Origin of the sequence: Janthinobacterium sp. 35, assembly GCF_002754575.1 — a bacterium.
Classification (GTDB): domain Bacteria; phylum Pseudomonadota; class Gammaproteobacteria; order Burkholderiales; family Burkholderiaceae_D; genus Janthinobacterium; species Janthinobacterium tructae.
Genome location: NZ_PEFN01000001.1, coordinates 2,287,435 through 2,314,000, shown reverse-complemented (window position 1 = coordinate 2,314,000; position 26,566 = coordinate 2,287,435). Strand labels below are relative to the sequence as shown.

The 26,566-nt window shown below is 62.5% G+C and carries 26 protein-coding genes and 1 riboswitch; of the genes, 12 read left to right on the top strand and 14 right to left on the bottom strand.

What is annotated here, in order from left to right:
* Nucleotides 1-15: 15 nt before the first annotated feature.
* Nucleotides 16-2,277 carry a patatin-like phospholipase family protein gene (locus tag CLU93_RS10350; RefSeq protein WP_099760989.1) on the top strand — a complete coding sequence of 754 codons (2,262 nt, stop codon included), beginning with the start codon at nt 16-18 and terminating at the stop codon, nt 2,275-2,277.
* Here CLU93_RS10350 and CLU93_RS10345 read toward each other — a convergent pair.
* Nucleotides 2,250-3,023: a helix-turn-helix domain-containing protein gene (locus tag CLU93_RS10345; protein WP_071079832.1), complete on the bottom strand. Its 774-nt coding sequence runs from the start codon at nt 3,021-3,023 to the stop codon at nt 2,250-2,252. The two genes, CLU93_RS10350 and CLU93_RS10345, sit on opposite strands and share 28 nt — an antisense overlap.
* 168 nt (nt 3,024-3,191) lie before the next feature.
* On the opposite strand from CLU93_RS10345, the gene CLU93_RS10340 reads away from it, so the two are divergent.
* A complete protein-coding gene (locus CLU93_RS10340) occupies nt 3,192-3,806 on the top strand; it encodes an outer membrane protein (protein WP_099760988.1) in 615 nt (204 codons plus the stop codon).
* 151 nt (nt 3,807-3,957) lie between these two features.
* Here the strand turns inward: CLU93_RS10340 and CLU93_RS10335 are convergent, their stop codons facing one another.
* The 8 genes from CLU93_RS10335 to CLU93_RS10300 all read right to left on the bottom strand — a co-directional run bounded on the left by CLU93_RS10335 (nt 3,958) and on the right by CLU93_RS10300 (nt 11,343).
* A complete protein-coding gene (locus tag CLU93_RS10335) occupies nt 3,958-4,152 on the bottom strand; it encodes a hypothetical protein (protein WP_077398720.1) in 195 nt (64 codons plus the stop codon).
* A gap of 18 nt (nt 4,153-4,170) precedes the next feature.
* Nucleotides 4,171-5,529, bottom strand: coding sequence for an ATP-dependent protease ATPase subunit HslU (gene hslU / locus CLU93_RS10330; RefSeq protein ID WP_099764329.1), 1,359 nt, complete (start codon nt 5,527-5,529; stop codon nt 4,171-4,173).
* A 43-nt stretch (nt 5,530-5,572) separates the two neighbouring features.
* Complete coding sequence (gene hslV / locus CLU93_RS10325) at nt 5,573-6,109, bottom strand: ATP-dependent protease subunit HslV (protein WP_096233303.1); 537 nt, start codon at nt 6,107-6,109, stop codon at nt 5,573-5,575.
* A gap of 211 nt (nt 6,110-6,320) precedes the next feature.
* Nucleotides 6,321-6,773, bottom strand: a complete 453-nt coding sequence (gene dksA, locus CLU93_RS10320; RefSeq protein ID WP_099760987.1) for an RNA polymerase-binding protein DksA — start codon at nt 6,771-6,773, stop codon at nt 6,321-6,323.
* Nucleotides 6,774-7,254: 481 nt separating this feature from the next.
* On the bottom strand, nt 7,255-8,373 hold the full coding sequence (locus CLU93_RS10315) for a CobW family GTP-binding protein (RefSeq protein ID WP_099760986.1): 1,119 nt from the start codon (nt 8,371-8,373) through the stop codon (nt 7,255-7,257).
* A gap of 139 nt (nt 8,374-8,512) precedes the next feature.
* Entirely contained in the window at nt 8,513-9,460 is a 948-nt protein-coding gene (locus tag CLU93_RS10310; RefSeq protein ID WP_099760985.1) for a tyrosine recombinase XerC, read from the bottom strand.
* Nucleotides 9,461-9,467: 7 nt separating this feature from the next.
* Nucleotides 9,468-10,145 carry a DUF484 family protein gene (locus CLU93_RS10305; RefSeq protein ID WP_099760984.1) on the bottom strand — a complete coding sequence of 226 codons (678 nt, stop codon included), beginning with the start codon at nt 10,143-10,145 and terminating at the stop codon, nt 9,468-9,470.
* A gap of 178 nt (nt 10,146-10,323) precedes the next feature.
* Nucleotides 10,324-11,343, bottom strand: a complete 1,020-nt coding sequence (locus tag CLU93_RS10300; RefSeq protein ID WP_099760983.1) for a porin — start codon at nt 11,341-11,343, stop codon at nt 10,324-10,326.
* Nucleotides 11,344-11,755: 412 nt separating this feature from the next.
* Here CLU93_RS10300 and CLU93_RS10295 point away from each other — a divergent pair, with 412 nt between their 5' ends.
* On the top strand, nt 11,756-13,258 hold the full coding sequence (locus CLU93_RS10295) for a tetratricopeptide repeat protein (protein ID WP_099760982.1): 1,503 nt from the start codon (nt 11,756-11,758) through the stop codon (nt 13,256-13,258).
* Nucleotides 13,259-13,269: 11 nt separating this feature from the next.
* Here the strand turns inward: CLU93_RS10295 and dapF are convergent, their stop codons facing one another.
* The 3 genes from dapF to CLU93_RS10280 are packed head-to-tail and all read right to left on the bottom strand — an operon-like array spanning nt 13,270 to nt 15,886.
* Entirely contained in the window at nt 13,270-14,133 is an 864-nt protein-coding gene (gene dapF / locus CLU93_RS10290) for a diaminopimelate epimerase (protein WP_099760981.1), read from the bottom strand.
* A gap of 11 nt (nt 14,134-14,144) precedes the next feature.
* Nucleotides 14,145-15,020, bottom strand: coding sequence for an LpxL/LpxP family acyltransferase (locus CLU93_RS10285; protein WP_099760980.1), 876 nt, complete (start codon nt 15,018-15,020; stop codon nt 14,145-14,147).
* Entirely contained in the window at nt 15,017-15,886 is an 870-nt protein-coding gene (locus CLU93_RS10280; protein ID WP_099760979.1) for a lysophospholipid acyltransferase family protein, read from the bottom strand. The genes CLU93_RS10285 and CLU93_RS10280 overlap by 4 nt, the downstream gene beginning before the upstream one ends.
* Nucleotides 15,887-16,074: 188 nt before the next feature.
* On the opposite strand from CLU93_RS10280, the gene metK reads away from it, so the two are divergent.
* From metK to metF, 5 genes are all read left to right on the top strand, one after another.
* Complete coding sequence (gene metK / locus CLU93_RS10275; protein ID WP_071079821.1) at nt 16,075-17,241, top strand: methionine adenosyltransferase; 1,167 nt, start codon at nt 16,075-16,077, stop codon at nt 17,239-17,241.
* Between the two features lie 141 nt (nt 17,242-17,382).
* The gene (locus tag CLU93_RS10270; protein WP_099760978.1) at nt 17,383-17,904 is read left to right on the top strand and encodes a hypothetical protein; all 522 of its coding nucleotides are present in this window, start codon (nt 17,383-17,385) and stop codon (nt 17,902-17,904) included.
* A gap of 57 nt (nt 17,905-17,961) precedes the next feature.
* A riboswitch (S-adenosyl-L-homocysteine riboswitch) is annotated at nt 17,962-18,030 on the top strand.
* Nucleotides 18,031-18,054: 24 nt separating this feature from the next.
* Nucleotides 18,055-19,479, top strand: coding sequence for an adenosylhomocysteinase (gene ahcY, locus CLU93_RS10265; RefSeq protein ID WP_099760977.1), 1,425 nt, complete (start codon nt 18,055-18,057; stop codon nt 19,477-19,479).
* A gap of 81 nt (nt 19,480-19,560) precedes the next feature.
* The gene (locus tag CLU93_RS10260) at nt 19,561-19,917 is read left to right on the top strand and encodes a phage holin family protein (protein WP_034783534.1); all 357 of its coding nucleotides are present in this window, start codon (nt 19,561-19,563) and stop codon (nt 19,915-19,917) included.
* Nucleotides 19,904-20,734: a methylenetetrahydrofolate reductase [NAD(P)H] gene (gene metF, locus CLU93_RS10255; protein ID WP_099760976.1), complete on the top strand. Its 831-nt coding sequence runs from the start codon at nt 19,904-19,906 to the stop codon at nt 20,732-20,734. The genes CLU93_RS10260 and metF overlap by 14 nt, the downstream gene beginning before the upstream one ends.
* 14 nt (nt 20,735-20,748) lie before the next feature.
* On the opposite strand, the gene CLU93_RS10250 is transcribed toward metF, so the two are convergent.
* Complete coding sequence (locus tag CLU93_RS10250; protein ID WP_099760975.1) at nt 20,749-21,276, bottom strand: 5-formyltetrahydrofolate cyclo-ligase; 528 nt, start codon at nt 21,274-21,276, stop codon at nt 20,749-20,751.
* Nucleotides 21,277-21,380: 104 nt separating this feature from the next.
* On the opposite strand from CLU93_RS10250, the gene CLU93_RS10245 reads away from it, so the two are divergent.
* The 4 genes from CLU93_RS10245 (at nt 21,381) to CLU93_RS10230 (ending at nt 26,010) form a co-directional block, all read left to right on the top strand.
* Nucleotides 21,381-23,369: a lytic transglycosylase domain-containing protein gene (locus CLU93_RS10245; protein ID WP_099760974.1), complete on the top strand. Its 1,989-nt coding sequence runs from the start codon at nt 21,381-21,383 to the stop codon at nt 23,367-23,369.
* 12 nt (nt 23,370-23,381) lie between these two features.
* Complete coding sequence (locus tag CLU93_RS10240; RefSeq protein ID WP_099760973.1) at nt 23,382-24,098, top strand: glutathione S-transferase family protein; 717 nt, start codon at nt 23,382-23,384, stop codon at nt 24,096-24,098.
* A 13-nt stretch (nt 24,099-24,111) separates the two neighbouring features.
* Nucleotides 24,112-25,209, top strand: coding sequence for a multifunctional CCA addition/repair protein (locus CLU93_RS10235; protein ID WP_099760972.1), 1,098 nt, complete (start codon nt 24,112-24,114; stop codon nt 25,207-25,209).
* Nucleotides 25,210-25,296: 87 nt separating this feature from the next.
* Nucleotides 25,297-26,010, top strand: a complete 714-nt coding sequence (locus CLU93_RS10230) for a GNAT family N-acetyltransferase (RefSeq protein WP_096233337.1) — start codon at nt 25,297-25,299, stop codon at nt 26,008-26,010.
* Here the strand turns inward: CLU93_RS10230 and CLU93_RS10225 are convergent.
* The gene (locus CLU93_RS10225) at nt 26,002-26,526 is read right to left on the bottom strand and encodes an Lrp/AsnC family transcriptional regulator (RefSeq protein WP_099760971.1); all 525 of its coding nucleotides are present in this window, start codon (nt 26,524-26,526) and stop codon (nt 26,002-26,004) included. The genes CLU93_RS10230 and CLU93_RS10225 overlap by 9 nt on opposite strands.
* Nucleotides 26,527-26,566: the final 40 nt, after the last annotated feature.

Below are 26,566 nucleotides of genomic sequence, written 5' to 3'. Positions count from 1 at the left end.
GCAACAGGAGTCCTCATGTTTTCGATTCGTGCCGTCCTGGCAGCAGGCTGCGTGGCGGCGCTGTGCGCCTTGCCGCACGCCGGCGCCGCCGCTGACGTTCCCGCCAGCACCGTTGCCTCCGCTCCCGCCCTGGCCGTTCCTGCGCCCGTAGCGGCGCGCCCGCGCATTGCACTGGTGCTGTCGGGCGGCGGCGCGCGTGGTCTCGCGCATATCGGCGTATTGAAAGTGCTGCAGGAGCTGCATGTGCCGATCGACATGGTGGTCGGCACCAGCATGGGTGGCGTGGTGGGCGGCGCGTATGCGGCCGGCGCTTCCGTGGCGGACCTGGAAAAGATGGCGCGCGAGACCAATTGGGCGCGCGTGGTGGCCGACCGGCCGCCGCGTGACGAACTGGCGTTTCGCCGCCGCGAAGAAGATTTATTGCTGCCGTCGCGCATCGAGTTTGGCATCAGCCGCAACGGCATCTCCACGCCGCCGGCCGCGGCCAGCAATGCGGCGCTGGAAATGGCGCTGAACCGGCTGCTGCCGGCCGGCATGCGCGACCGCCCCGCCAGCCAGCTGCCCTTGCCCTTCCGCTCGGTGGCGTCGGACCTGGTCAATGGCGAGCTGGTGGAACTGGTCGACACGCCGCTGTTCCTGTCGATGCGCGCCTCGCTGGCCGTGCCTGGCGTGTTTGCCCCCGTACGCGTGAATAACCGCCTGGTAGTGGACGGGGGCCTGGTGCGCAACCTGCCCGTCGACATGGCGCGCGCCATGGGCGCCGACATCATCATCGCCGTCAACGTGGGCACGCCGCTGGCGCCGGAAAAAGACCTGGGCAGCGCCATCGGCGTGGCGCAGCAGATGCTGCAGATCCTCACGGAGCAGAATGTGCAGCGCTCGCTCAAGGAATTGCGTCCGCAGGATATCCTGGTGGCGCCGGATCTGACGGGCGTCAGCTTCCTCGATTTCGAAAACTATGCGCGCGCCATGCGCGCCGGCGAACAGGCGGCGCAGGCGCTGGCCGCCCGCCTGGCGCCGCTGGCCCTGCCGCCGGAACAGTATGCGGCGCGCGAGCAGCTGCGTCTGGCGGCGCCGGCCTTGCTGGACGTGGCCCTGCCGCTCACGCGCCTGGCCGTGGAGAGCGAAGGCGACATCAATCCGCGCATCCTGCAGGCGCAATCGGGCCTGGTGGAAGGGCAGGCCGTCAGCCAGGAGGATGTACTCAAGGCGGCGGCCAGGCTATATGGCCGCGGCGACGTGGCGCGCGTGGAGACGGACGTGGTCGATGCCGGCGACCAGCGCACGGTCAGCATCAAGGCGGTCGAAGCGCCATGGGCCAGCAACCGCCTGCGCGTGGGCCTGGAGCTGTCCAGCGATTTCAGAGACAGCAACAGCTTCGCCCTGAAGCTGCTGCACGTGCGTTCGAACCTGAACAGCTGGGGCGGCGAGTTGCGCAGCATGGCGCAGATCGGCAATGCGCGCGGCTATGGTGTGCAGTTCTGGCAGCCGCTGGGCGCAGGCAACCCGTGGTATATCGCGCCGCAGCTGCAGTACACCTCGTCGGCGATGGATGTCTTCGACCAGGGCCGGCGCAGCGCGCGCGTGGCGTACAGCGGCCAGACGGCGGCGCTGGTGCTGGGACGCGAGTTCGGTACCTGGGGCGATTTGCAGTTCGGTGTCACGCGCACGGAGATCAAGGGCAAGCTGGCGATACCGGCCGATCCCACGCAGCCTGAGTCGCGTGGGCTGGGTACCACCCAGTTTGTCCAGTTCCGCGTCGATACGCTCGATTCGCCGGGCTTCCCCACGCGCGGCGCGCTGCTCGATGCTACCTGGACGCGCGCTTCGACCACGGGTTCGGGCGAGGCGGCGCTGGGCCGCTCTTCGCTGACGGCATTGAAGGCTTTCGGTTACGGCAACTGGGCCGGCCACGTGTATGGCGAATGGGCGCGCGCGCAGCGCGGCGAGGCTCCACTCAGCCTGGGCGGCTTTCTGCGCCTGTCCGGCACGGATTCTCAATCGGTGAGCGGGCGCAGCATCGCCCTGGCGCGCGTGGTGATGGCGCGCCGCATCGCTTCCCTGCCCAGTACTCTGGGCGGCGCCGTGCGGGCCGGCTTTTCGCTGGAAATGGGCGGCGGCTTTGACCAGAACGAGCGCTGGAAATCCAGCAAGTTCACGCAGGCCAGCAGCGCCTTCATCTCCGTCGATACGCGCTTCGGCCCCGTATACGTGGCCTCGGGCGCATCGAAGGGCGGCGAGAGCACCTTCTATCTGTTCCTGGGACCCGTTTGGTAGCCGGCGGGGGCCGTGCTGCGGCGCAGAGCCGTGAAGGCGGCAAATTCCCATGAGCGAAACCCCAGCAGCAGGGTAAAGCCATCGCGTTCGGCAGGTGCCAGGCGGCGGTCGTTCTGGTGCAGCCGCGCCAGTTCCTCGGCCAGCTGGCGGATCTTTTGCACCAGTTCCTGCGCGCTCGACAGCGACAGGCGCGCCGGGATGCACATCAGCGTTTCGCCGGCACCGTCAAAATGGCCGCTGAAATAATCGGCCACCACGTGTTCGCGGAAGTACTGCTGCACCGGGCCGTCGGCCAGCCAGTGGAAGGCGTTCGAGACGCGCAGGCTGTAGCGGTTCAGGGGCTTGAGTTCGATCAAGCCCAGCCGGTCCAGTTCGGCCAGGCAGCCGATGCATTCGGCCTGCGTCAGCGCATACGTTTCCACCACCTGCTCCAGGCTCCAGTGGCCGAGGCAGCAGATCGCCACCAGCAGCAGGCGCGGATGCGCCACCAGCGACTTTTCCTGCACCAGGGTGAGCGTATCGGCATGCGGCGTGATGTCGGCCGCGCCGCGCAGCACGTCTTCCATGGCGATGCCCGAGGCCTTGCAGATCAGGGCCAGGCGCGAGAGCGACATGTCGTGCTGGCCAAACATGCGCTTGACGCTCGATTCGCTCATGGCGATGCGCTCGGCCAATACCTTGTACGTGATGCCGGCGGCACGCAATTGGGTGCGCAGCACGCGCAAAACCAGTTCAGGTGAACTCACGAGATATCCTTCTTTACAAGTTTGGTAGCAGATGACGGTACCGAATGTAGCCCTTAATGGCACTTTGCACAAGCTGATAGTACTTCTCGGCAAAAAAGATGACACTCCCGCTTGTGGCTCGCGCAGCGCGCTACAACCAGGCAATCCATCCACTTGTAGAGGTTATCCATGTTCCCATCTTTCCGTTTCCCCGCAGCGCTGCTGGCGCTGGCCAGCATCGCTCCCCTGCATGCCGCCGCTGCCGATCCTGCACCGGGTCCCATCTATGCGGGCGCTAGCTATGGCTTTCGCGCCAATAGCGGCCTCGATTGCGTGCCAGGACAAGCCGATTGCGACAAAAGCAGCAAGCGCAATGGCAAGGCCTACCTGGGTTACAGTTTCAACGCGCTGCCGTTTCAGGGCGGCGTGGCCCTGCCTTCGGTTGAACTGGTGGGGTACACAGGCGGCGAGGTCAAGTCAGGCTTCGACACGGGCGCCGGCAAGCGCGCCGGCCGGGGCAAGTTCACGGGCCTCGGCGTGCAGGGCGTGCTCGGCTACCAGTTCGATGCCTTCACCCTGAGCGGGCGCGCCGGCTTGGCCTACACGCAGGGCAAGGTCGATTACCTGGGCGGCGGTTCGGACAAGAAGAACAAGGCCGGCCTGACCTACGGCATCGGCACGGCATATGCGCTGAACCAGAACTGGTCGCTGCACCTCGACTGGGATCGCGTGCCCGTCAAGTACAACAGCAAGCAAACGAGCAAGGTCGACATGTTTTCGCTGGGCGCGTCCTACCGGTTCTAAGGGGGACGTTCAGCAGACGATGGCCTGATGGCGGACGCCCTGTAGAAGGGGTGTCCGCGGGCGGCCGGAAATGACCATGGCTGCGTTGCATGGCCTCACCGTATTATCCATACTGTCTTCGTCCATGCGCCTTGCCATGGACATTTCCAGATCAGTCTTTGACGTCAACCTTCAGCAGCAATTTCGCCAGCAGGCGTTTTTCCTGCTGGCGCTGGCCTGAGACGGTCTTCACGTGCGCGCCGGCGGCGCGCTGCAGGGCGGCCGTGGCGACCGGGTTGCGCGGTTTTTGCGAGGGTTCGACGCGGAACTGCATTTTCTGCCGCGTCGCCAATGCCTTGTTTGCCATCGGTTTTCCCCTCCCTGATTACAGCACGTAGCGCGACAGGTCCTCGTTGACCGACAGCGCTTCCAGGCGTTCATTCACGTACGCGGCATCGATCACCAGCAGGTTTTCCGTCGTGCTGCTGCCTTCGCTGGCCGTAAACGACACTTCTTCCAGCAGTTTTTCCATCACCGTGTGCAGCCGGCGCGCGCCGATGTTTTCCGTGCGCTCGTTAACCGAATAGGCGATTTCCGCCAGGCGTGTGATGCCTTCCGGCGCGAACTTCAAGGTCAGGTTTTCCGTTGCCAGCAAGGCTTCGTACTGCATCGTCAGGCAGGCGTCGGTGCTGGTGAGAATGCGCTCGAAGTCCGAAATCGACAGCGATTCCAGTTCCACGCGGATCGGGAAACGCCCCTGCAGCTCGGGAATCAGGTCCGACGGTTTCGACAGGTGGAAGGCGCCCGAGGCGATGAACAGGATGTGGTCCGTGCGGATCATGCCGTACTTGGTGTTGACGGTCGTGCCTTCGACCAGCGGCAGCAGGTCGCGCTGCACGCCCGCGCGCGAGACGTCGGCGCCGCCGGACTCCGAACGCGAGGCGATCTTGTCGATTTCATCGAGGAAGACGATGCCGTTCTGCTCGACGTTCTGGATGGCCTTCTGTTTCAGCTCATCTTCGTTGACCAGCTTGGCCGCTTCTTCCTCGACCAGCAGTTTCAATGCTTCGCGGATCTTGACCTTGCGCGCCTTCTTGCGTTGCCCGGCCACGCCCGAGAACATGGACTTGATCTGCTCCGTCATTTCTTCCATGCCTGGCGGCGCCATGATTTCCATCTGCGGGCCCGCCTCGGCCAGTTCGATCTCGATTTCCTTGTCATCGAGCTCGCCCTGGCGCAAGCGCTTGCGGAAGGTCTGGCGCGTGCTGTCGCCGCTGCCGCTGCCGCTGTCCACGGCCGCTGGCGTATTCGGCGTGAAGCCGAAGTCGCGTGCCGGCGGCACCAGGATGTCGATGACGCGGTCTTCGGCCGCATCTTCGGCGCGTGCGCGCACTTTCTTCATTTCCAGCGCGCGCGTCTGCTTGATGCCGATGTCGATCAGGTCGCGGATGATGGTGTCGACGTCGCGGCCGACATAACCGACTTCGGTGAACTTGGTCGCTTCGATTTTAATGAACGGCGCTTCGGCCAGCTTGGCCAGGCGGCGCGCGATTTCCGTCTTGCCGACACCCGTGGGGCCGATCATGAGGATGTTCTTGGGCGTGATTTCATGGCGCAGGGGCTCGGCCACCTGCTGGCGGCGCCAGCGGTTGCGCAAGGCGATGGCGACGGCGCGCTTGGCCTTGGCCTGGCCCACCACGTGTTTGTCGAGTTCGGTGACGATTTCCGCCGGAGTCATGTTCATGATCATAGTTGGCTTTCTATTCTTTGCTCGGACGCGCCTGGACTCAGTCCAGGGTCTCGATGATGTGTGACATGTTGGTGTAAATGCAGAGTTCCGCGGCGATGGTCAGCGATTTCTTGACCACTTCGGCCGGCGACAAGTCCGTGTTTTCCTGCAGCGCCTTGGCGGCGGACTGGGCGAAGGTGCCGCCGGAGCCGATGGCGCCGATGCCGTCTTCCGGTTCCAGCACGTCGCCATTGCCCGTGATGACCAGGGTCGACTCGCTGTCGGCCACCAGCAGCATCGCTTCCAGGCGGCGCAGCACGCGGTCGGTGCGCCAGTCCTTGGCCAGTTCGACGGAGGCGCGCAGCAGGTTACCCTGGTGCTTTTCCAGTTTGCCTTCAAAACGGTCGAGCAAGGTAAAAGCGTCGGCCGTGCCGCCGGCAAAGCCGACCAGGACTTTGCCCTGATACAACTTACGCACTTTGCGGGCCGTGCCCTTCATGACGATGTTACCGAGCGTGACCTGGCCGTCGCCGCCCAGGGCGACTTGCTTGCCGCGCCGGACGCAGAGGATGGTGGTGCCGTGAAATTGTTCCATAGTGACCTCAAAAGATTCGTGCCGATGCGTGCAAGGCCATGCGGTTGCGCGCCCATGGCTCAAAAGTGGGGATGGAAAAGGCAATTGCAAGCGGCAGTGCCTGCTTCAGTGTAGTCGGCGCGGGACGAAAAAAAAGCACGCAACGCAGGTTGTGTGCTTTTTTTTCTGCCGCCACGCAGCAGCCGGGGCGGCCGCGCAAGGGAAAGGGTGATCAGTCGCCGTAGAGTTTTTGCTTCAGTTCGCGCCGTTGCTGGGCTTCCAGCGACAGGGTGGCGGTCGGACGGGCGATCAGGCGCGGGATGCCGATAGGCTCGCCCGTTTCTTCACACCAGCCATAGTCGCCGGCGTCGATGCTGGCGATCGATTGCTGCACTTTTTTCAGCAATTTGCGCTCGCGGTCGCGCGTGCGCAGTTCCAGCGCATGCTCTTCCTCGATGGTGGCGCGGTCGGCAGGGTCCGGTACGAGCACGGTTTCACGCAAGTGTTCCGTGGTTTCGCCGGCGTTTTTCAGCAAGTCTTTTTCGAGTTGCTGCAGGCGCGCCTTGAAGAATGCCAGTTGTGCCGCATTCATGTAGTCATCTTCGCTCATGGCGCGAATTTGATCTTCGCTGATGAGGGGGATGTCTTGGCTGGCGGCCGGGGTCGATTTATTAGTTTTGGTCATAACTTCGCTTACCTTCGATACGACAGAGTTTTCAAATTGATCAGTTGATGCGGCGATACCGAGCAACTGTACAGGTTCCGCTTGGCATTGCTGTCCCGCTGTACTGCGTGCGACCTTGGCTTGCCGGCGAAAGCCAGGACTACCGGCAGGCTATGGTGCCATGTTGATAACTTTTTACCGCTCTATGCCAGTCGCGCTATGCGCGCAACAACGGGCGTGTTGGGTGGATCGTTTGCATGCCTGGCATGCGGCCAGCGGCAGTTTGCCAGCATTTTATGACAGGCGAACGACATGGGCCGTTTTCGTCGCTGATTTTGGCACGCTTTGCCTTATATTGCCATCCCGATTTGTTGCCTAGCCGATCAGAGACGGCCACTTGTTGGTTTATACCAGCAAGACGGGTGTCGGACAGCGGGAAAGCGTGCTTAACTTTCCCTTTTGTTTCTGCTTTGCAACGGGTATTTTGCAAAACCCGGCTAGTTTATACCAAACATTGTTCGAGTCCGCGAATAAAAATGTCTTTTGGTAGATTCTTGCCAATAAACACCATTTTGCTGCCGCGTACTTCGTTTTCGCCCCATTTGGCGCCCAGGTCGCTGCCCATCAGTTGGTGCACGCCCTGGAAGACCACCTTGCGTTCGGCGCCCTGCATCAGCAGCACGCCCTTGTAGCGCAACATGCGCGGGCCATACACTTGCACCAGGCCGCCGAGGAACTCGTCGAGCTTGGCGCTGTCGAACGGTTGCGTGCTCTTGAAAACAAAGGCGGCGATATCGTCGCTATGCTGCGCATGATGGTGGTCCGTGTGGCCGCAATCGGTGGCGCAGGCGTCGCTGTGCTCGTGCGCATGCTTGTGCTCGTGGCCGTGCGCATCTGCGTGCTCATCTGCGTGCTCATGCGCATGGTCGTGCGCTTTGTCGTGATCATGCACGTGCTCGCTTTCGGTGGCCAGGAAATCCGGGTCCAGTTCCAGCTTTTCGTTCAGGTTGAAACCGCGGATGTCGAGCACTTCGGCCAGCGGCGCACGGCCGAAATCGACCTTGGCGATGGGCGCGCGCGGATTGATGCGCTTCAGGCGGCGCGTCAGCGTGGCCACGTCGTCTTCGCTGACGAGGTCGGTTTTTGACAGCAACAGCTTGTCGGCAAAGCCCACTTGCCGCTGGGCTTCCTCGTATTCATCGAGTTGTTTCATCGCATGGCGGGCATCGACCACCGTGATGATGGCGTCGAGCATGTAGTGGCTGCCCACTTCTTCGTCGACAAAGAAGGTTTGCGCCACGGGGCCGGGATTGGCCAGGCCCGTCGTTTCGATGACGACGCGGTCGAATGCCAGCAGGCCGGCGTCGCGCTTGCGCGCCAGTTCCGTCAGGCCCACGATCAGGTCGCCGCGCACGGTGCAGCAGATGCAGCCGTTGTTCATCTCGATGATGTGCTCGTTGCTATCCTGCACCAGGATTTCATTGTCGATGTTTTCCTGGCCAAACTCGTTCTCGATCACGGCGATGCGCATGCCATGGTCTTCCTGCAGTATGCGGTTGAGCAAGGTGGTTTTGCCGGCACCGAGGAAACCGGTGAGGATGGTGGTTGGAATCAGTGCCATGAGAGATGCCTATGCTGTAATCGATGGTGCCGCCGCGCAAGCGGAAGAATGCGGACGATTATGCCGGAATTTTGCAAATGCTTGCAAATGCGCGCCCATCGGCTTGATATGCATCAGGCTGGCCCACGGCTGCGGCTGCCTACTTGAGCTTGGCGCGCGGGTGCGCCTGGTCATACACGTGCGCCAGATGCTGGAAATCGAGGGCCGTGTAGACCTGGGTCGAGGTGATGCTGGAATGGCCCAGCATTTCCTGCACGGCGCGCAAGTCGCCCGATGATTGCAGTACGTGCGAGGCGAACGAGTGGCGCAGCACGTGCGGGTGCACATTCGCGGGAATGTTCGTCGCCTGCGCATGCGCCTTCAGGCGCAGCTGCAGCACGCGCGGCGAGATGCGCGTGTTGCGTGTGCTTAAAAACAAGGCAGCGCTGCCATCCTTGGCAGGCGGACGCACGGCCAGCCAGCTGGCCAGCGCCACGAGGGCGGCCTTGCCAACGGGCACCTTGCGCATCTTGCTGCCCTTGCCCGTGACGATGACTTCGAAGCTGGCCATGTCCAGCCAGCCCAGCGAGGCGGGCTGGCCGCCCTCGGCCTTGCAGTAATGGGTGTCCAGGCTGGTCAGTTCCGACACGCGCAAGCCGCTCGAATACAGCAGCTCGAACATGGCGCGGTTGCACAGTTGTTCCGGCTCGGCGGCGCCTTGCTGGTGTTGCGCGGGCGCCACGAGGCGCACGGCGTCGTCCACCGACAGGGCTTTGGGCAAGGTCTTGGCCCGCTTGGGGGCGCGGATGCCGTCGACGGGATTGGCGTCGAGTGCCGTTTCGCCGCTGAGCCAGTTGAAAAAGCCGCGCCACGACGACAGCTTGCGGGCGATCGAGCGCGGGTCGAGGCCGCCGGCGTGCAGCTTGGCCGTGTAGCGGCGCACTTCATTGTGCGCCAGCGCCGTCCAGGGCGTATTGCCGCTCAGTTCCAGCAAGGCGCGCAGGTCGCGCCCGTAGGCGTCCAGGGTGTGGGGCGAGAGCTTGCGCTGCGTGGCCAGCTGCGCCAGGTAGCTGCTCAGCCATTCGGCCTTGCCGCGCGCTTCGCCCATGGCTGACTCAGGCAGGCGAGCCGGCGCGCAGCGCGGCCAGGGCGGCGCTGGCCGTGGCGCCGATATGCACGAGGAAGTCCGTGCCCATGCTGGACGTAAAGCGTTCGCTGTCGGGCGAGCCGAGCACCAGCAAGCCGAAGGTGCCCGTGGTGTTCGGGGCGCGCAGGGCGATCATGACGGTCGATTCGATTTTATCCGCCTGCAACCAGTGCACTGCTTCGAAATCGCGGTTGCTGCCGCAGTACGGCGCTTGCAGGCTGTTGGCGAACATGCGCACGTCGGCCGTGACATCTTCCGTGAACCAGCCATTGGCGTGTTCCGGCAGCACTTGCCACAGGCGCAGGCTGACATAGGGCACGTCGAAATTGCTTTGCAGGGCGTCGACCAGCACGCGCGGCATGGCCGCGTCGCTGCGCACTTGCAGCATGGCCTGGTTCCAGCCGTGGAACTTGCTGGCGATGTCGCCATTTTCCTCGGCCAGGCGGCTCAGCTTGGACATGCGCAGTTCCAGCGCCTTGTATTTGTCACGCATCACTTCCATCTGCCGCTCCTGCAGCGAGATGGTGCGTCCCGTCAGCGGGCTGCTCAGCTTGACCTCGCCGAGCAGCGCGGTATGCTCTGCGAAGAAAGTCGGATGCTCGCTCAGGTACTGGGCGACGGTGCTGGAATCGAGTGTGGCGGTCATTGATAGTCAGAAGAGAGAAGGATGAACGCTTCATTCTAACCGAGAGTGCGCCGGCATAGGCGCAAAGGGCAGGGCGCCGCTGCATTTTCCGCGCGCGCATGAAAAAAGCGGCATGGTTGCCCATGCCGCCTTGCATTTCTTGCTCAGCAATCACCCGTGGCGGGTGAGGTGCGGGGCATTAGAAATTGTGGTGTACGCCCAGACCGATGTAGGTCTGCGAAACGTCTGCCTTGCGGTTCGAGATGTCCGCGTACAGGTAGGTGCGCTTCGACAGGTTGTAGTCGTAGCCCAGCGAAGCCTGCTTGGTCTTGGTTACGCCGTCCGGCGTCTTTTGACCGTAGCCGGCGCGGATCTTGCCTGGGCCGACGTCGTAGTTGGCGCCAATCAGCCATGCCTTGGTGTCCGTATTGGTGATCTTGAAGTTGCTGTTATCCTGATGCTGGTACGATGCCATCAGTTTCAGTTCCGTTACCGGATTGAACGATGCGGCAACCGACCACAGCTTGGCTTGCAGGCCATTGCGCTCATACGCGGCCATACCGGCGAACTGGCCGTAGTTGTACGTAGCCGACATCGAGTATGGATTCGACGCTGGTACGGCATTGGCTGGCACGAAGTAGTTGCTTGCCGTCGCAGGGACCGCGGCGTTACCGTTTGCTTCCTTGGCGGCGACAGTGGCGTTGAACTGGAAGCCGCTGACGACTGGCGAGTTATAGAACACGGCGTTCGAGAAGCGGTTCTGCGAGTTGCCCGTTGCGCTCAGCGGATCGCTGGTGTAGGCGGCCACCGTGATGTCGGTCTGGAAACCGGCTTTCGTCGGCATGCCCGACCATGGTTCGAACGCGGTGCTCGCTTCCTGGAAGGCGGTCAGGCCACGGCCCAGGCGCACGGTACCGAAGTTGCCTTGCAGGCCGACGCGGCTTTGACCCTGGAACAGCGGACGGGAATTGCTTTCCAGCGTACCCGTATCGGATTCATAGCGAATTTCCAGTTGGAAAATAGCTTTCAAGCCATTGCCCAGATCTTCCGTACCCTTGAAACCCAGCTTGTTGTTGTCGCGCTTGGTGACTTTGGTGGTTTCACCAGTCAATTTGCCCAGGCCAGCATCGATCGTACCGTAGATTTGGACGGACGACTGCGCTTGTGCGGTTGCGGCAAAGGCGCCGAAGAGTGCGAGGGCAACGAGTGATTTTTTCATGTCTTATTCCCTATTAAAAGTGAGTTCCGTCCGAGATCCGAGCAGATTGAAATGCGCCAATTACCGCGTTTCGATGAGTGAACCTTAATTCGTTGGCGCGCAAGACGTGCGGGATTGGTCAAATATGCGTGAAAAGATTGGTGAAAAGCGTCATAAATCCATGGCCCTGTTGTATTTTTGTAACGCGCGGTTTTTGCCGATCCTGCGCCGATGGCCGGCGTTCTCCCATCGCCACGGTGGCGGCACCTCGCCATATTGGCGTGTCCTGGCCAGGACATTGTTGCGTTGAATCAAGTTCTTAAGCGGGCTGTGACGGATTTATGACGCAAGGACGTTACACTAAGGGACGGCCTGCATGGACGGGTCTGGAGACGGCTTACTATTAGAATCATTGACTCAATATCGAGAATCGATGGCAAATCGCGAAACATTAGGATTGATCAAGGGGGCACGCGCGGGCGATGTGGCTTGCCAGCTGGCGTTGGGACGGCTGTATCTGTTCGGACAGGGTGTGCCGCAGAGCTTGCCGACCGCCTTGCACTGGCTGGCGCGCGCGGCCCAGGAGGATAGCCAGGAAGCATGCTTGCTGATCGGTACGCACGTGCCGTTCGAAGTGGCGCAACCGGCAGCCAGGACGCTGATTCCGTATTACGCGCAGGCGTTCGATGCGGGCCTGGTGCAGGCGGGCCTGGTGCTGGCGCAACTGGTGCTGGGCAACGCCGCCAACAGTTGTGAAACCTTGCGCGCCAAGGCACGCGTGGCGCTGGACGCCGCCGTGCGCGCCGGCTTGCCCGATGCGCAATGGTTGTTATCCATGCAAGAAGGAGCGTCCGCAGCCTGCGTGCCCGATACCGGCGTCGCTGGCAAGCACGCCTTCGATGGCGATGCACCCCTGTACGCCTGGCTGGAGCAGGCCTGGAGCCAGGACAACCATGCCGGCTTCCTGTCGCAAGGTTTGCCGCTGGCGCGCGAGCTGTTGCAGCGCCAGGCCGCCGCCGGGGCGCGCACGATCGCACTGGACCCGCAGCAGGTGCAGTTGCTGTCGCGTTGTGCCCAGGCACTGGCGCCTGGCGGCGATGCCGAGGGGTGGCAATGTTGCGAGCTGGCCGCGCATGGCGGCGACCGCACGGCGCAGCTGGAGCTGGGACTCGGCTATGCGCGCATGGATGGGCATGGACAGCGGCTGGCCACGCGCAACGGCGCGGCCAATTTCAAGCGCGCCGTGCGCTGGCTGACGCAGGCGGGCGAGCAGGGCCTGGCCGAAGCCTGGTTCGTGCTGTCGCGCATCTATACAAAACCGGAATTTTCCCAGCGCAATGTGGTCGAAGCCCATTCCTGCCTGGAGCGTGCCGCCGGCCTGGGACATGGCCCGGCCCAGCTCGAGTGCGGCATGCATGCCTGGCGCAATCGCCGCGACGATGTCAACAACGATGTGCGTGCCGCCTATTGGCTGCTGCAGGCGCAGGCGCAGGGCAGCAATGAAGCGGAGGCGGCGCTGGCGAAGATCGCGCCGTACGGCGAGCCCGGCGACTGGGGCCAGTATGCCGCCCTGCATGCCGATGGACAACTGCGCCAGTTGGGCCAGAGCCACCCTTTGCTGGCGGCGCGGCTGGAGCTGGCGCGCCGCTTTCATCTGTCGCGTGCAGAGGCCTTGCTGCTCGATCTGCATGCGGCCGACCAGGGACATTGCCTGCTGATCGATATCAGCGCCACGCATGGGCGCGGCAAGCGGCGCCTGGTATTGATCCGCACGGCGCAGGAGCGCCAGCTGCTCGATCAGGTGGTGCGCCTGTTCGAACGCGTCGATTGCGGCGTGACGGGGCCGGAAGGCAATTACCGGCAACGCCTGTACCGCCTGAAGTGCTACCTGGCCGAACTCGGCGTCGCGCAGGAACAGCAGTTCCTGGCCGCCTGACGTTTATTTGCTTACAACTCGATCGTGCCTTCGAACACGGTCACGGCCGGGCCCGTCATCAGGACAGGCTGGCCCGGGCCTTGCCAGGCGATCGACAGTTCTCCGCCGCGCGCGCTGATGCGCACGGGGGAATCGAGCCGGCCGCGCAGGATGCCGGCCACGGCAGCAGCGCAGGCGCCCGTGCCGCACGCCAGGGTTTCGCCCGCGCCCCGTTCATACACGCGCAGTTTCACGTGATGGCGGTCGACGATCTGCATGTAACCGGCGTTGACCCGGCGGGGAAAGCGCGGATGGTGCTCGATCAGCGGGCCCGATTGTTCCAGGTCTTGCGCATCGACATCGTCGACCACCTGCACGGCATGCGGGTTGCCCATCGAGACGACGGACACCAGCACGGGGCTACTGTGGCCCGGCAGCGCCAGGTCCAGCGGCCACAAGGTGTCGCTGCCTTGCGCTACACCGGCGAGGCCAGCCGCATCGAACGGCACCAGTGCCGGTTCCAGCACAGGCGCGCCCATGTCGACCGTGATGCTGCCGTCAAGCTCCAGGCGCGGTGCAATGATGCCGGCCATGGTTTCCACGCGGATGCTCGCCTTGCTTGACAAGCCTTTTTCGCTGACGAACTTGACGAAGGCGCGCGCGCCGTTGCCGCATTGCTCGACTTCGCCGCCATCGTTGTTATAGATACGGTAGCGGAAGTCGCAGCCGGGCAGGCGCGGCTTTTCCACCACCAGGATCTGGTCGGCGCCGATACCGAAACGGCGGTCGGCCAGGCGCTGCCACTGGGCCGGCGTGAAGTCGATATCTTGATTGATGGCATCGATGACGATGAAGTCATTGCCGGCGCCATGCATCTTGGTAAATTGGAGTTTCATGTTTTGTCGTATCACTTGTGCTGGTTATAGAACGACGCTTCGCCTTGCGGACGCGTCTTGAAGCGTTTATGCGTCCAGAAGTATTCGGCCGGCGCTTCGCGCACGCGCTCTTCGATGAATGCGTTCATGCGGCGCGTGGCTGCCGTGATGTCGTCGCCCGGATAATCGTCCCAGGCCGGGTAATACGTCACTTGCCAGCCCTGGTAATTGGGCAAAAAGGTGGCGATGACGGGAATCACTTGCGCCTTGGCGGCCAGCGCCAGGCGCGCCGTGGCCGTCAGGGTGGCGGCAGGCACGCCGAAGAAGGGCACGAATTCCGCATCCTTTTCGCCGAAATCCATGTCCGGCAGCATGAAATACGGCAAGCCGTCGCGCAGCGCGCGCAGAATCGTCTTGATGCCATCCTGGCGCGTAAACAGCTTGGGCGGCTTGAAGCGCGAACGGCCGGCGCGCAGGGCCTGGTCGAAGGCGGCATTCTTTTGCTGCACATACATCGATGATGCGGAAATTTCCATCGCCGTGGCGGCGCCGGCCACGTCGAGGCAGACGAAGTGCGGGCACAGCAAAATGGTCGGCTTGGCCGCGATCTGCTGGCCCGGAAAGGCGGGCACCTTTTTGATCAGGCGGGTCAGGCGTGCTTCCGACGACCACCACAGGATGCTGCGCTCCCACACGCTGCGCGAATACGCCTGGAAATGCTGGCGCGCCAGGGCCACGCGCTCGGCTTCCGACAATTGCGGCATGCACAGACGCAAGTTCGTCAGGGCGATCGCGCGCCGCTTGCGCATGACCAGGAACAACACGCTGCCGACGCCGACGCCGAAGCGGCCCAGGATGGGCAGGGGCAACCAGTGCAGCAGCCACATGAAGGCGATCAGCAGTCTCATGCCTTCTCCCTGGCGGCAGCGGGGCTGGCCGGCGTGGGCGGCGGCGCGCCGCGCGGCACCTTGTAGCGGTTGTAGCTCCACAGGTATTGCGCCGGGCTGCGTGCGATCAATTCTTCCATGGCCGCGTTGATGGTGCGCGCCTGCTCGGCCGAAGTGCTGTCCAGCGATTCGGTAAATGGCACGAAATGCACGATATAGCCGCGCCCGCCCGGCAGGCGTTCGGCGTAGGTGATGATGACTTCGGCGCCGCCCATCTGCGCCAGCTTGGCCGGCAGGGTCATGGTGTAGGCGGGGCGGCCGAAGAAATCGGCCCACACGCCTTCGCCCTCTTGCGGCACCTGGTCGGGCAGCAGGCCGATGGGCTGGCCTTTTTTCAGGCATTTGGCAAAGATGCGCACGCCCGACATGTTGGCCGGCGCCAGCATCAGGTTTTCGCGCGCACGCGCGCCTTCGATCAGCGGTTTCAGGGCGGCGCGCTTGGGCGGGCGGTACATCACGGTGAGCGGCGTGCGCAGGGCGATTTGCTGGGCGACGATTTCAAAGCAGCCCAGATGCGGCGTCAGGAAGACGATGCCGCGGCCGTGTTGCAAGGCCTTTTCCACCAGTTCCCAGTTTTCCACGGTGGCATGACGCGCCACGCGCTCGGGCGGCGCGCACCAGATGAAGGGCAATTCCAGCACGCTCTTGCCCGCTTCGGCCACGGCCGTGTGCAAGTGTTGCGAAAACCCCGCACCCTGCATGTTCTCGCGCATGCGGCGCCGGTAGGACGGGGAAATGGCGTAAATCACCCAGCCGAGCGCAGCGCCCAGGCCATGCAGGACGGGCAGGGGAAAGAGGGATAAAAAGCGGAAAATTGGGACTAACATGAATAAGCTGTTTCCAGGAATGGCGTGTTGCCGTGCCAAAATTTTTTAAGAAGCGTAAAATACCACGTATGCAGTAACCGCTGAGTTAATAGACAACTTGCGAAGCGGAATATAAATATCGCTAAAGCGTCGCAGGCAATATCCTCTTTACTGCGACAGAACATTCACATAGTAATCAGGAGCTTGCAATGTCAAACGACTATCTCTTCACTTCCGAATCCGTCTCGGAAGGCCATCCCGACAAGGTTGCCGATCAAATTTCCGACGCCATCCTTGACGCCATCCTGACCCAGGATCCGACCGCCCGCGTGGCTGCCGAAACCCTGTGCAACACGGGCCTGGTGGTGCTGGCTGGCGAGATTACCACTTACGCCAATGTGGATTATATTCAAGTTGCGCGCGAAACCATCAAACGCATCGGTTACGACAACACGGAATACGGCATCGACTACAAGGGTTGCGCCGTGCTGGTGGCCTACGACAAGCAGTCGCCCGATATCGCGCAAGGCGTCGATGAAGGTGCGGGGATTGACCTGGATCAAGGCGCTGGCGATCAGGGCCTGATGTTCGGCTACGCCTGCGATGAAACGGCCGAGCTGATGCCTGCCGCCATCCATTACGCGCACCGCCTGGTCGAGCGCCAGTCGCAGCTGCGCAAGGATGGCCGCTTGCCATGGCTGCGTCCGGATGCAAAATCGCAAGTGACCCTGCGCTACGTCGATGGCCGCCCCGTCGGCGTGCACACGGTCGTGCTGTCGACCCAGCATGCGCCGGAAATCTCGCACAAGCAGATCGAAGAAGCCGTCATCGAAGAGATCATCAAGCCGATCCTGCCGCGCGAATGGCTGACCGAGACTAAATTCCTCGTCAACCCGACGGGCCGTTTCGTCATCGGCGGTCCGCAAGGCGATTGCGGCTTGACCGGGCGCAAGATCATCGTCGACACCTACGGTGGCGCAGCCCCGCACGGCGGCGGCGCGTTCTCGGGCAAGGACCCATCGAAAGTCGACCGTTCGGCAGCCTACGCGGCCCGTTACGTGGCGAAAAACATCGTCGCGGCCGGCCTGGCGCGCCAATGCCAGGTGCAGGTCAGCTACGCCATCGGCGTGGCCAAGCCGATCAACATCACCGTCTACACGGAAGGCACGGGCGTGATTCCTGACGCGGAAATCGCCAAGCTGGTGCTGGCGCACTTCGATTTGCGTCCAAAAGGCATCGTGCAAATGCTCGACCTGCTGCGCCCGATCTACCAGAAGAGCGCCGCCTACGGCCACTTCGGCCGCGAAGAGCCGGAGTTCACGTGGGAACGCACGGACAAGGTCGCCCTGCTGCGCGACGCTGCCGGCCTGAAGTAACCTAGCCCGCTTGCATGAGAAGCGCCCCGGCCAGCTGGCCGCGGGCGCTTTTTTCATGGGCGCACGCGACAGTGCGTACGGAACGGCGTTGCCGTAGGGATACGCTACAATTCATTGCAAATAAACCAATAGGGGAATGGCATGACTGTGTTGCACGTACGCTCGCTGTGTGTTGGTCTGGTGGCGACATTCGGCCTGTCCGCTGCCTTGGCGGTGGCGGCGCCGGCCACGCTGACGGTGGGGCAATGGCTGGACAAGGCGGAGACCGGCGATGGTCATGCCGTGCTGATCCTGGCGGCGGGCGGCAAATTTATTTTTCCCGAGGGCTCGCTGGCAACGCCGGTCCAGATGCGGCCGGAACTCACCGAGTTGATGGGGCAAATGTCGGCACGCCAGGCCTTGCATGTGCTCACCATCTATGCGGACAGTGGTTTTCTCGCCACGGATCCCGATGCCTGGCGCGCGAATATCAAGCCCGATCCCGTGCTCACCTGCAAATGGGCCATGCGCGCCGCGAATTACCCGACCGACGGCAGCAAGGCCGATAAAGATATGATACCCATCCTGCGCGACCTGGCCGATGACATAGCGCGGCGCCTCGATGCCGACGCGCGCGCCAGCTGTCTCAGCCAGGGCAAGAACTGGCCGCCGCAGAAACCATAGGGCGCCAGCGCGCTTGACTAATGGTTGCCGCCGGCGCATGGCCAATGTTATGATGCACTGTCCGAGGAGCGTTGCGACGAAGAAATTCGCCAGGCTCGGAATATCCTGCAACTGCGCTCACGTACCTTTTTCAACTGAAAGGAGGGCGTGATGAACGCCGTACTCAAATCGCAACACGACTACACCATCGCCGATATCACTTTGGCCGCATGGGGCAACAAAGAAATCAAGATCGCTGAAACGGAAATGCCTGGCCTGATGGCCATCCGCGAAGAATTCGCGGCAGCGCAGCCCCTGAAAGGCGCGCGCATCACCGGTTCCATCCACATGACCATCCAGACCGCCGTGCTGATCCAGACCCTGGAAGCACTTGGCGCGCAAGTGCGTTGGGCATCGTGCAACATTTACTCGACGCAAGATCACGCTGCTGCCGCCATCGCTGCCGCCGGCACGCCTGTGTTCGCCATCAAGGGCGAGTCGCTGGACGACTACTGGGAATACACGCACCGCATCTTCGAATGGCCGAACGTGGACGGCAAGGCTGTCTACTCGAACATGATCCTCGACGATGGCGGCGACGCGACCCTGCTGCTGCACCTGGGCGTGCGCGCGGAAACCGACTTGTCGGTGCTGGCGAACCCCGGTTCGGAAGAAGAAATCTGCATGTTCAACTCGATCAAGCAACACTTGCTGACCGATCCGACCTGGTATTCGAAGCGTCTGCCGGAAATCCTCGGCGTGACGGAAGAAACCACCACCGGCGTGCACCGTTTGTATCAAATGCACAAGGACGGCAAGCTGGCTTTCCCTGCGATCAACGTCAACGATTCCGTCACGAAGTCGAAATTCGACAACCTGTATGGCTGCCGCGAGTCCTTGGTCGACGGTATCAAGCGCGCCACCGACGTGATGATCGCCGGTAAAGTGGCCGTCATCGCCGGTTACGGTGATGTCGGTAAAGGTTCGGCCCAAGCCATGCGCGCCCTGTCGGCGCAAGTGTGGGTGACGGAAGTCGACCCGATCTGCGCACTGCAGGCGGCGATGGAAGGCTACCGCGTGGTGACCATGGATTACGCCTGCGAACACGGCGACATCTTTGTCACCTGCACCGGCAACTATCACATCCTCACGCACGATCACCTGACGCGCATGAAAGACCAGGCCATCGTCTGCAACATTGGTCACTTTGACAATGAAATCGACGTTGCTTCGTTGAAGCAATACGAGTGGGAAAACATCAAGCCGCAAGTCGACCACATCATCTTCCCGTCGGGCCGCCGCATCATCCTGCTGGCCGAAGGCCGCCTGGTCAACCTCGGTTGCGGCACGGGCCACCCGTCGTACGTGATGAGCTCGTCGTTTGCCAACCAGACGATCGCCCAGATCGAGCTGTACGCGAACACGGCCAACTACCCGGTCGGCGTGTACACCTTGCCAAAACACCTGGACGAAAAAGTCGCCCGTTTGCAACTCAAAAAGTTGAATGCGCAGCTGACGGAACTGACGCAAGAGCAAGCCGACTACATCGGCGTGCGTCAAGAAGGCCCCTACAAGCCAGAGCATTACCGTTATTAATCGGTAGTCCGGGGCTGTAACTCACCCTCTGAGGGCCGGCGCCTGCCGCCGGCCTGACCCTACTTTTGACAGGCTAGAGAAATGCGCTTGCTACTGATTTGGTTTATCAATGCGGCAGCCCTGTTTGCCGTCCCCTACCTGATGCACTCGGTGACGATGAGCAGCGGCTGGACGGCGCTGCTGGCCGCTGCCGTGCTGGGGCTGGTCAATGCGCTGATCCGCCCATTGCTGATCCTGCTGACCCTGCCGGTGACATTCTTGTCGCTGGGCCTGTTCATTCTGATCATCAACGGCTTCCTGTTCTGGCTGGTGGCGCAGGTGATCGATGGTTTCCATGTCGCCAGTTTCTGGTCTGCCGTGGGTGGTGCCATTCTGTACAGCATCATTTCCTGGGCCCTGTCGACCTTACTTTTGAGTAATGACGATGGAAAAGCATAATTTCAGTATTGAGTTTTTCCCGCCGAAAACCCCGGAAGGGGCGGAAAAGCTGCGCGCCACGCGTATCAAGTTGTCTGAATTGCAGCCGAAGTATTTCTCGGTGACGTTCGGCGCCGGCGGCACCACGCAGCAGGGCACCCTGGACACCGTGCGCGAAATCCTGGCGGCTGGCGAACAAGCCGCACCGCATCTGTCTTGCGTGGGCGGTTCGCGCGCATCGATCCGCGCCGTGCTGGCCGACTTCAAGGCGGCCGGCGTGAGCCGTATCGTGGCCTTGCGCGGTGACTTGCCCAGCGGCTACGGTGCCTCGGGCGAGTTTCGCTACGCCAACGAGCTGGTGGAATTCATCCGCGCCGAGACGGGCGACCATTTCCATATCGAAGTGGCCGCCTATCCGGAAGTGCATCCGCAAGCCCGTTCGCCGCAAGACGACCTGCAGGCGTTCGCGCGCAAGGTGCAGGCTGGCGCCGATGCGGCCATCACCCAGTACTTCTACAATGCCGACGCGTATTTCCAGTTTGTCGAGCAGACACAGAAGATGGGCATCAACGTGCCTATCGTGGCCGGCATCATGCCAATCACGAACTACACGCAATTGATGCGCTTTTCGGACATGTGCGGCGCGGAAATTCCACGCTGGGTGCGTCTGAAACTGGCCAGCTTCGGCGACGACAGCGCGTCCATCAAGGCCTTTGGACTGGACGTGGTGACGGGTTTGTGCGAACGCCTGCTGGAAGGCGGCGCGCCAGGCTTGCATTTCTATAGCATGAACCAGGCGGCGCCCACGACCGCACTGTGGCAGCGCCTGGTGAAATAAACCATTCTGATGCGTTAGAGCAGATCGCCCTCGGTTACGACGTAATCGAGGGCGATGTCGTATTCGCCGTTCGGAAAACTTGCCATCAGGCAGGCATAGGCGATGCCCAGGGTGCGCGGACGGGGCGTTTGCGCCAGCGTGCGGTCGTAATAGCCGCCGCCATAGCCGAGGCGATACCGTTCCACACTAAAACCCAGGCAGGGCACCAGCAGGGTGGCCGGCGCCGGGCGCAGGCGCAACTGGGCCGGCACGGCCACGCCCATGCCATCCTTGACCATGGGCTCGCCGGGTGTCCAGTGGCTGAATGCCAGCGGCGCATGCTTTTCCAGTACTACCGGCAAGCTTAATTGCACGCCGCGCGCGGCCAGTTGCACATACGCGCCGTGCAAGTCCGGCTCGCCATGCAGGGGCCAGTACACGCCCAGTTCCTCGACTTTTTCCTGTGCGCACCAGTCCAGCAGGCGCTGCGCGATGGCCGCATCCCACCCCGCGCGGGTAGTCTCGGGCAGGGCGCGGCGAGCCGCCAGCAGGGCCTTGCGCAAGCCGGCTTTGTCCTGTGGCGCAATGGGTGGCCGTGTAGCCGGATCGCATGTTATTCTAGGGTCGCTATTCATATCACCATCAAGTTAAGATTGAGAGTCGTACATTGATTTCCCCACTGAAATGGATTGCCGGCACGATGCTGTGTGTTGCATCGGCCTTGTCTCCCCTGGCCGCCCTGGCCCAGGTGTCCGCCACCGTCTCTCCTGCCGCACCCGACACGCGCAGCGAGGACGATGCCTTCCTGCTGCTGCGCGACGCCGCGCGCAAGGATGACGCCGAAAAAGCCGACTTTTATGCGGGGCGCCTGACGAATTACCAGATTCCATCGTATGTTGACTATTATCGGCTGAAACCGCGCATCAAACTGCTGACCGAGGCGCAATTTCGCGATTACCTGAACCGCTACAAGGGCAGCGCCATCGCCGACCGTTTCCGCAACGACTGGCTGCTGGAACTGGGCCGCAAGCGCGATTGGGTCGTATTTGACGAGCAATACCCGCAATTCGCCCTCGACGACGACACCCAGCTCAAGTGCTACGCGCTGATGTCGCGCGCGGCCAAGGGGCAGAACGTGGCGCCCGAAGCGCGCAACCTGCTGGTCTCGCCGCCCGGCTATGGCGAAGCGTGCGGCAGCCTGATCGCGGTCTTGGCGCAAAATGGCCAGTTCGACACGAATGAGCTGTGGGCGCAGATCCGCCTGGCGGGCCAGACCAACGCCACCGGCCCGGCGCGCCGCATCGCGCTGTTGCTCGGTGCGTCCGACGCGAAGATGGCGCAAGCGATCGATTTGCCGGCGCTGGTGCTGGCCAAGGGCCCGGGCGCCAGCCGTGCCGACCATGAAATGTACCTGGTGGCTGTCGGCCGTATGGCGAAAAGCACCCTGAAACTGGGCGTGGTGGCCTTGCAAAAAGCCAGCGCGCAGCTGACCGCGCAGGAGCAGGCCATCGGCTGGGCCAGCCTGGCCCTGCAGGCATCGTATTCGCTGGCGCCGGAAGCGTTTGAATATTGGCAAAAATCCAATGGCGCACCGTTGACCCAGGAGCAGATGCAGTGGAAAACGCGCATTGCCTTGCGCGAAGGCAACTGGCCTGTGGTGAAATCGTCCATCCAGGCCATGCCGGCCTCGCTGCGCACGGACCCCACCTGGGTCTACTGGCTGGCGCGCGCGCAGCAGGCGGAAACGCCGGGCCGCCCAAATGCGCAAGCCGACACCCTGTACCGCACGATCAGCGAACAATCGAATTTCTATGGCTTGCTGGCCAACGAAGAGCTGGGCAACCACCTGGTGTTGCCGCCGCCGGGCCAGCCCGTCAGCCCGACAGAAATCGCCGCCATGGCCGCCAATCCGGGCTTGCAGCGGGCGCTGAAATTTTTCAATATGCGCTTGCGCTTCGAAGGCACGCGCGAGTGGAACTGGGAATTGCGCTCGATGACGGATCGCCAGCATCTGGCGGCCGCGGAATTTGCGCGCCAGAACAATGTGCTCGACCGCATGGTCAATACGTCCGACCGCACGCGCCTGGAAGTGGACTATACGCAGCGCTACCCGACGCCGCACGACGACGTCATGCATCCGGCCACGCAAACCCTGGGCCTGGACAAAGCCTGGGTGTATGGCTTGATCCGCCAGGAATCGCGTTTCATCATGGATGCGCAATCGCATGTGGGCGCCTCCGGTTTGATGCAGGTGATGCCATCGACTGCCCGTTACGTGGCCAAGAAGATCGGTCTCACCGATTTCGTCACGGAAACCTTGAGCGATGTGCGCACCAACGTCTTGCTGGGCACGAATTACTTGAACATGGTGCTCGGTGGCCTCGATGGTTCGCAAGTGCTGGCCAGCGCCGCCTACAACGCGGGGCCGGGGCGCTTGCGCATCTGGCGCGCCACCATGAAGAGTCCGCTGGAAGGCGCCATCTTTGCCGAGATCATTCCGTACACGGAAACGCGCGGCTACGTGAAAAACGTGATGGCCAACGCCACCTATTACGCGGCCCTGTTCGAGAAGCGCCCGCAGTCGCTGAAAGCCCGCCTGGGTACCGTGGGCCCGAAAAACAGCGCTGTTTCTGCCGATTTGCCATCATCCAACTAAAGCTCGCCGACCATGCAAACGACCATCCTTGATCCCAGCCTGACGCAAACCCTGGCCGCCGCGCGCGAGCCAGGCCTGACCCTCATCATCGGCAACAAGAATTATTCGTCGTGGTCGATGCGCCCGTGGGTGGCCATGACGGCGTTTGGCATCCCGTTCCAGGAAGTGCGCGTGCTGCTCGACCAGAGCGACACGGCGACGAAAATCGCCGAGTATTCGGCCTGCGGCCGGGTCCCCGTGCTGCTGGCGGGCGAGATCACGATCTGGGACAGCCTGGCCATCTGCGAATACCTGGCCGAGCAGTTCCCTGACAAACACCTGTGGCCGCAAGACGTGGCCGCGCGCGCCATGGCGCGCTGTGTCTGCGCGGAAATGCATTCCGGCTTCACCGGCTTGCGCACGGATATGTCGATGAATATCAAGGCGGCGTTGCCGGGCCGTGGCCGCACGGCCGCCGCGCAGGCGGACATCGGCCGCATCAGCGAAATCTGGGAAGAGTGTTTATCGCGCTTTGGCCACCACCAGTTCCTGTTTGGCGAGTTTTCCATCGCCGATGCGTATTTCGCCCCCGTCGTCATGCGTTTCCGCACGTATGGCGTGAGTCTGGCGCCGGCGCTGAACGCATATTGCGAGCGCGTGCAGGCGCACCCGGCCGTGGCGCGCTGGATCACGGAAGCGCTGGCGGAGACGGAAGTCGCGGCCAAGCACGACGCGGAATTACCCGATTAAAGAGAAGTTCACCATGAAGATTTACACGGTCGGTGGCGCGGTGCGCGACCAACTGCTGGGCTTGCCCGTGAAAGACCACGACCACGTCGTCGTGGGCGCCACGCCCGAGGATATGCTGCGCCAGGGCTTCCGCCCCGTCGGCAAGGATTTTCCTGTCTTCCTGCACCCGAAGACGCAGGAAGAATACGCGCTGGCCCGCACGGAACGCAAGACGGCCCCCGGCTACCGGGGCTTTGTCTTCCACACGGCGCCCGACGTCACGCTGGAAGACGACCTGGTGCGGCGCGATCTGACCATCAACGCCATCGCACAAGCCGCGGACGGTACGTTGACCGACCCGTTCGGCGGCATTCAGGATATCGAGAACAAAATCTTCCGCCACGTCTCCGACGCGTTCGGCGAAGACCCCGTGCGTATCTTGCGCCTGGCGCGCTTTGCCGCCCGGTTTCATACGTTCACTGTCGCGCCCGCCACCATGGCGCTGATGCGCCGGATGGTGGCCGACGGCGAAGTCGATGCCCTGGTGGCCGAACGCGTGTGGCAGGAAGTAGCGAAAGGATTGATGGAAGCGCGGCCGTCGCGCATGCTGACGGTGCTGCAGGAATGCGGCGCGCTGGCGCGCATCATGCGAGAAATCCAGTTGAGCGAGCGCTTGCTGCAGGTCATCGATCATGCGGCCGCGCAAGGCCTTGACTTGCCCGTGCGTTTCGCCGCCCTGCTGCTGCGCCTGCCGAAAGATGCCATCGAACAACTGAGCGAGCGCCTGCGCGTGCCCAACGAGTGCCGCGAGCTGGCCGTCATGGCGGCGCGTGAGCTGGAACAGATCAATGGCGCGCTGAACTTGACCGCCGAAGCCGTGGTGAGCTTGTGCGAGCGCTGCGATGGCTTGCGTAAACCGCAGCGCTTTGCGCAGCTGCTGCAAGCGGTGGCGTGCGATGGGCTGGTCACCGGGGACTTTCCACAAGCGGTGCGCTTGCAGGGCGGGCTGGACGCGGCGCGCGCCGTCAATGCGGGCGCGCTGGCGCAAGGTTGTACGGAGCCGAAACGCATTCCTGAAGTCATCCATGCGGCGCGGGTGGCCGCCGTGCAAGCATTCCTGGCCCAGGTTTGAATGGCGGGAATAGGCTACAATGGCGCCACAATGTTGCACTGCACAATACCGGCCTGACGTGCCGCAGCACCGCCCCCAGGAGTCGTCGTGACCTTACCCAAGCTGTTTCAAAATCCGTTTCGCCGCTGGCTCAGTCGTAGCGGCGGCGGGCGCCCGAGCGTGCTTGTCAAGCAGTTGCATGAGCGCGACCGGCGCCGCATGATGAAGCATTTTCTGTCGCTCGAGAAAAGCGACCGTTTGCTGCGCTTCGGCAGCACCTTGCCCGATGAACTCGTCGCCCAGTACGTGCAGAAGATGGATTTCTCGCGCGATATGATTTATGGCGTCTACAACAGCTTGTTCAAGCTGGTGGGCGTGGGGCATCTGGCGTTCGCGCCGAAGGACAAGTCGCCGGCGAAAAGTGTCGTCACGGACAAGGAACAGGTGGCCGAGTTTGGCGTGTCCGTGTCGAAATCCATGCGCGGCATGGGCGTCGGGTCGAAACTGTTCGAGCGGGCGGCGATACACTGCCGCAACAACGATGTCGATACCCTGTACATGCATTGTTTGTCGTCCAACAAGACGATGATGCATATCGCCAAGAAGGCGGGCATGGAAATCCAGCGCGACTATGGCGAAGCTGATGCTTATTTGAAACTATTGCCGCCGAACCCGACCAGCATGCTGCAGGAAGCCGTGCAGGAGCAGTTTGCCATGTTCGACTACACGCTCAAGGCGAACGCGCGCGCCGCATTCAAACTGTGGGATCGCTTGCCGGGGCGCAAGAAGAAGCCCGAGCCACCGTCACCGCCGTCACAGTAAGGGCAGGGCCGTCGTATCCTTGATGCGCTGCAAGGCAAAGCTCGATTTCACGTCCAGCACGGCCGGGTGGCGCAACAGGGTCGCCATCATGAAGCGCGAAAAATGCTCCATGTCTTCCACATGCACGCGCAATAGATAATCCATTTCGCCCGTCATCGCATAGCAGGCCACCACTTCCGGCCAATGCGCCACGGCCACGGCGAAGTCGGCGCGCGGCGAGGTAGTCGTCACCAGGTTGGGCGCCAGCACGCGCGCCGTGCTGTGCGCGGTGGCGTCGCTGTGCTTTTCCAGCCGCACATTTACATAGGCGAGCAAGCCCAGGCCGATCTTTTCCGGGTCCAGCAGGGCCACATACTGGCGGATGACGCCCGCTTCTTCCAGCCGTTTGACGCGGCGCAAGCATGGCGACGGCGACAGGCTGACCTGTTCGGCCACGTCCTGATTCGACAGGCGGCCATCGGCCTGCAGGACGGCAAGGATCTTGCGGTCCGTTTTATCCAGCGTAATTTTGCTCATGCTCCCTCCGGTGGTTCTCGTTTCACGCAATATTATTGCG